A 4,790-nucleotide genomic window follows, 5' to 3' on the forward strand; every position below is an offset into this window, starting at 1 on the left:
GGCGGGGGCGGGTCCGCGGGGGCCGGTGACCGCCGCACCCGCTTTTCGGCGGCGCCGAAACCGCTGCCAACAGGAACTTCACCGACGGGAGCACCGTCCGAGAGAAGCAGGGGCCCAGGGGAGGGGCGCCGCCGAAGACCAGGCGGGAGGGGGCCGGAAGCGGAGAGGACGTCGGCCGAAGAGGTTCGGACGCCGCGCTGGACCACGGATCGGAGCCACGGTACCGGCCCGCTGAAACACGGGACCGCGCCCCACCCGCGGTGAATGTCCGGAACCAGCCCGGACGAACTTCCCTCCGGGTGAAGGTCAAAGCGAAGGGGCCCGCCTCGGCCACGCCGACAACCGGAAGCCGAACCGCACAGGAATAACAGGCGCACACGCGGGCAGCGCATATTTAAGAGCGCTGCCGCTCCGACCGGGGACGCCTGTTTATTTGGCGTACAAAAAAGCGAATTCAACTTTTCCCAAAAATCCCTGGAACCACCTTTGTTTCCGCATACCCGTTCTGCTAGCCTCCGTTTCATGAGTGAAACCGTTATTCGCGCAAACGACGGCCTCGCCGTCCTCGTCAACGTCTTCGAGGTGGAGAAGGAGAAGCAGCAGCAGCTCGTCGACGTCCTCAACGAGGGCACCGAGAAGGTCATGAAGAACCGCCCCGGGTTCGTGTCGGTGAACATCCTGGCCAGCCTGGACGGGACCAAGGTCATCAACCTGGCCCAGTGGAACAGCCCGGCGGACATCCAGGCGACCATGGCCGACCCCGAGGCTCAGGCCTACGGCAAGAAGGCCGCGGCGCTGGCCACCCCCGCGCCCGGCGTGTACTCGGTGGTCTCGACCCACCGAGCCTGACAAAGGATCACAGGTCCTTCCTCCTCATCCTCCCTTGCACGAGCGGGCGGGGGTCCGGAGCCGGACACGTGCGCGACCGGGAAGTCGGCGCACCGTCCGCCCGGGCCTCCGCCCGTCTCGTGTGCGGGCGCCCGGCTGACTCCCTTGGGTGATCGGCCCCCGCCGTGATAGCACCTCTGGTGCACCGGGACCCCGGGCCCATCGACCGCACCACCCGACGGGCGCGCGTGCCCGCAGACAACGCGGCCACCAGGCCGCAGGAAGCACGGAGGGCCGCCATGACCTCAGCCGATGGTGCCGACATCGTGATCGTCGGCGCTGGGATCGGAGGGCTGGCCACAGCCCTCGCCCTGCACTCCCACGGAATCAGCGCCACCGTTCTGGAAACCGCCGAGGAGATCCGTCCGCTCGGGGTCGGCATCAACGTCCAGCCCGCGGCGATCGCCGAGTTGACCGCCCTCGGCCTCGGCGACGCGCTCGCCGCGACGGGCATCCCCACCAGGGAGCACCTCTACCTCGACCACAGGGGCACCACCCTCTGGAGCGAACCCCGCGGCGTGGCGGCGGGCAACGGGCACCCGCAGTACTCGATCCACCGCGGTGAACTCCAACTGCTCCTGCTGGAGGCCGTCCGCGAGCGCCTGGGCCCCGGCGCGGTCCGCACCGGCCTTCGCCTGAAGTCCTTCGAGCAGACAGCGACGGGCGTGCGCGCCCTGGCCCGCGACCATTCCGGCGGAGCCTCGCAGGTCACGGGGGCGGCGCTGGTCGGCGCGGACGGGCTGCACTCGCGCGTCCGCGCGCAGCTCCACCCCGACCGCACCGCCCTGTCCGGCGGAGGCGTCCACATGTGGCGGGGCCTGACCGAGCTGGACGGCTTCCTGGACGGGCGCACCATGATCGTCGCCAACGACGAGCGCTCGGCCAGACTCGTCGCCTATCCGATCTCGGCCCGCCACGCGGCGCGCGGCCGCGCCCTGCTCAACTGGGTGTGCCTGGTGCCCTCCCCGGGCCTCTCCGTCGATGCGGACTGGAACGACCACGGGCGCATCGAGGAACTCGCCCCGCACTACGCGCACTGGGACTTCGGCTGGCTCGACGTGCCCGGCGTGCTCGCCCGCAGCGAGCGGATCCTCCAGTACCCCATGGTGGACCGGGACCCGCTAGAGCACTGGGGCGAGGGCCGCACGACCCTGCTCGGGGACGCGGCCCACCTGATGTACCCGATCGGGGCCAACGGCGCGTCCCAGGCCGTCCTCGACGCCGCGGCCCTGGCCGCCGAGTTGGGGGCCGGCGGCGACGTGGAGGCGGCGCTGCGGCGGTACGAGGCCGTGCGGCTCCCCGCGACCAACGAGATCGTCCGGGCCAACCGGAGGATGGACCGTTCGGAGCGCTCGATGGCGGGGCGGACGGAGCGGGAGAAGAGCACCCTGCTGGAGGCGGTCACCGACGACTACCGGGCCGCGGTCGAGCGGCCGGCGGACAGCGGGGGCCTGGACACCTCGGGCGCCCGCGCCCGCTGAGTCCGGGTCCCGCGGGGCCCGGCCGTGCGAGCACCACGGCCGGGCCCAGCCCCGGGTGCGGACCCGCGCACCGTTCCGCGGCCCCGCCTGTCCCACCGGCCCCGCCGGTCCGCAACCGCGCTCGACATGTGTCACTCTCCGTAGTTTTTGTGCGACCCTCTGAGAGGGTGCGGACACCCGCCGACCGGCTCCTCCGGTCGGCCCGCACGCATGGACCCGCACGACCGAGGGAGAGTCCTTCCGTGAAACCCAGCCGCCCGCTGCTCGCCCTGACGATGGGCACGTTGCTCCTACTCCCCGCCGGGGTCGCGACCGCCTCGCCCGCCGCGGAGGCCGACCACGCGCGCGTGGTCGGCGAACAGCCCGTGCAGTGGACGCCGCACGTCCTGGACGGCGCGGTCAAGGACATCCTGCGCGTCGGCGACGCCGTCCTCGTCGCCGGAAGCTTCACACAGGTCAGCCGGACCGAGGGGGGCCGCGCCCACGACCTGCCCCACCTGTTCGCGTTCGAGCACGGCACCGGGCGGATCCTCCACGGGTTCGGACCGGAGGTGGACGGCACCGTCACCACACTGGCCCCCGGACCGGACGGGACGGTGATCGCGGGCGGGGACTTCGGTTCGGTGGACGGCCGACCCGCCGACGGGCTGGCCCGGTTGTCGGCGGACGACGGCGACCGGGTGCCGGAGTTCGACGCCTCCGTCGACGGGGGCCGAGTCCAGCGCATCGCCGTCGACGGCGAGCACCTGTACGTGGGCGGCAGCTTCTCGGGGGTGAACGGCGTGGACCAGCCCGCGCTGGTCCGCCTCGACTCCGGGTCCGGCGAGGTGGACACCGGCTTCACGCCCGACGTGTCCGACGCGCGCCAGGGCGTGCTGAAGGTCCAGGAGCTGGCGCTGAGCCCGGACCGGCAGCGGCTGCTCGTCAACGGCTCCTTCACCAGGATCGACGGCCGCGAGCGGCACCAGATCGCCATGCTGGACACCGCGAGCGGCTCGGTCACCCCGTGGTCCACGTCCGCCTACGAGGCGGCCTGCGACTACGAGGAGCTGCACACCTACATGCGGCGGATGGCCTTCTCCCCGGACGGCTCCTACTTCGCGGTGGTGACGGGTGGCGGCCCCTACGTCAGGCCGGGCCTGTGCAAGTCCGTCGCGCGCTTCGAGAACACCGACGCCCCGGGCTCGGAGCCCACCTGGAGCAACAAGACCGGCGGCGACTCGCTGTACTCGGTGGAGATCACGTCGGCGGCGGTGTACGTGGGAGGGCACCAGCGCTGGATGGACAACCCCGAGGGCGCGCTCAACCCGGGGCCCGGCTCGGTGGCGCGCGAGGGCATCGCGGCCGTGGACCCCGAGTCCGGCAAGGCCCTGCCGTGGAACCCCGGCCGGACGCGCGGCCACGGCGTGGAGGCGATGCTGGCCACCTCCGACGGGCTGTACGTGGGCAGCGACACCGAGCGCCTCGCCGGCGAGTACCACGCCCGGCTGGGGATGTTCCCGCTCTCCTGAACCGGGGGCCTCAGGAAACGGGGGCGTCCCTGCGGCGCCCCCGACGCCCGCCGGGCACCGGCGTGTCCACTCCCTTGAGCAGCTGGTGGACGCGCTGGTGCGAGAGGCCCACGACGTCGGCCATGGCCCGCTGGGTGACGCCCTCCCTCCGCATGGTCTCCAGAACCCGGGCGCGGGCCCGGTCGCGCTCGGCCTGGGACCGCCGGAACTCCTCCTCCGCCACGAGGTACCGGATGACGTCCTCGGTCGCGTCCTCGCCGCCGAACTCGTAACGCCAGGTGATCGTGAAGTCCTCCGGGTCGGTGTCCGTGAGGTCGGCGACGGCCTCGGGAACCTCGTCCTTGATCTCGGAGAAGTGCACGTAGTCGACCGTTCCGACGACGTGTTCGGGCAGCCCCGAGACACGTACGACCCAGAGGTCCTCGTCGCGGATGACGGTAGCCGTGTAGTCAGGCATCACTTCTCCATCCGATTCTCACCGAACAGGTGCTGCAAGCCGTCCTCCACGTCCTGCAGAAGGCCCCGGGACAGCTCCTTGGAGTGTCGCGTGACCATGAAACGACCGACCTGTACTCCGCCTTCGCCCAGGAGGACGTAGGTCTGGTGTGACCCTTTGCCTCGTCCTTTGAGTTCTTCCAGGCGCAGGCCGTTCTTGCGCGCCATTCGGCGTACCAGGGCGAGCAGGACCCGCGCCTTCATCCGCTTGTCGACCATGAGGCTAAAGCTAGGCCGGTTGCCACTCAAGCGCCTAGGAAACTAGACATATGGCCCGTGGAGTCGGAGGTTCCGGATTGCCGGAACCGTCCCAAGGGTTCTTGGCCAACAACACTTGGCCAAGGGATCTTGGTCCTCTACAGTGACCGCATGAACGACTCCGCACCCCGCGACGGCCAGACCCCCTCCCAGGGAC

At 71.1% G+C, this 4,790-nt stretch carries 5 protein-coding genes; 3 read left to right on the forward strand and 2 right to left on the reverse strand.

Annotation, left to right across the window (positions count from 1 at the left end; genetic code table 11):
- The first annotated feature begins 522 nt into the window (after window positions 1-522).
- The 3 genes from ABD54_RS25380 (at window position 523) to ABD54_RS25390 (ending at window position 3,880) form a co-directional block, all read left to right on the forward strand.
- Complete coding sequence (locus tag ABD54_RS25380; protein WP_047872075.1) at window positions 523-849, forward strand: antibiotic biosynthesis monooxygenase; 327 nt, start codon at window positions 523-525, stop codon at window positions 847-849.
- A gap of 278 nt (window positions 850-1,127) precedes the next feature.
- Window positions 1,128-2,369 carry a flavin-dependent oxidoreductase gene (locus ABD54_RS25385; protein ID WP_047872076.1) on the forward strand — a complete coding sequence of 414 codons (1,242 nt, stop codon included), beginning with the start codon at window positions 1,128-1,130 and terminating at the stop codon, window positions 2,367-2,369.
- A 242-nt stretch (window positions 2,370-2,611) separates the two neighbouring features.
- Window positions 2,612-3,880, forward strand: a complete 1,269-nt coding sequence (locus ABD54_RS25390) for a delta-60 repeat domain-containing protein (RefSeq protein ID WP_047872077.1) — start codon at window positions 2,612-2,614, stop codon at window positions 3,878-3,880.
- Window positions 3,881-3,890: 10 nt separating this feature from the next.
- Here the strand turns inward: ABD54_RS25390 and ABD54_RS25395 are convergent, their stop codons facing one another.
- Together ABD54_RS25395 and ABD54_RS25400 are read right to left on the reverse strand one after the other, a co-directional pair.
- The gene (locus ABD54_RS25395; RefSeq protein WP_047872078.1) at window positions 3,891-4,337 is read right to left on the reverse strand and encodes a hypothetical protein; all 447 of its coding nucleotides are present in this window, start codon (window positions 4,335-4,337) and stop codon (window positions 3,891-3,893) included.
- On the reverse strand, window positions 4,337-4,594 hold the full coding sequence (locus ABD54_RS25400) for a hypothetical protein (protein ID WP_047872079.1): 258 nt from the start codon (window positions 4,592-4,594) through the stop codon (window positions 4,337-4,339). Before ABD54_RS25400 ends, ABD54_RS25395 begins: the two co-directional genes overlap by 1 nt.
- Window positions 4,595-4,790 lie beyond the last annotated feature (196 nt).

It is taken from the genome of Nocardiopsis sp. RV163, from assembly GCF_001029525.1.
Lineage (GTDB): Bacteria > Actinomycetota > Actinomycetes > Streptosporangiales > Streptosporangiaceae > Nocardiopsis > Nocardiopsis dassonvillei.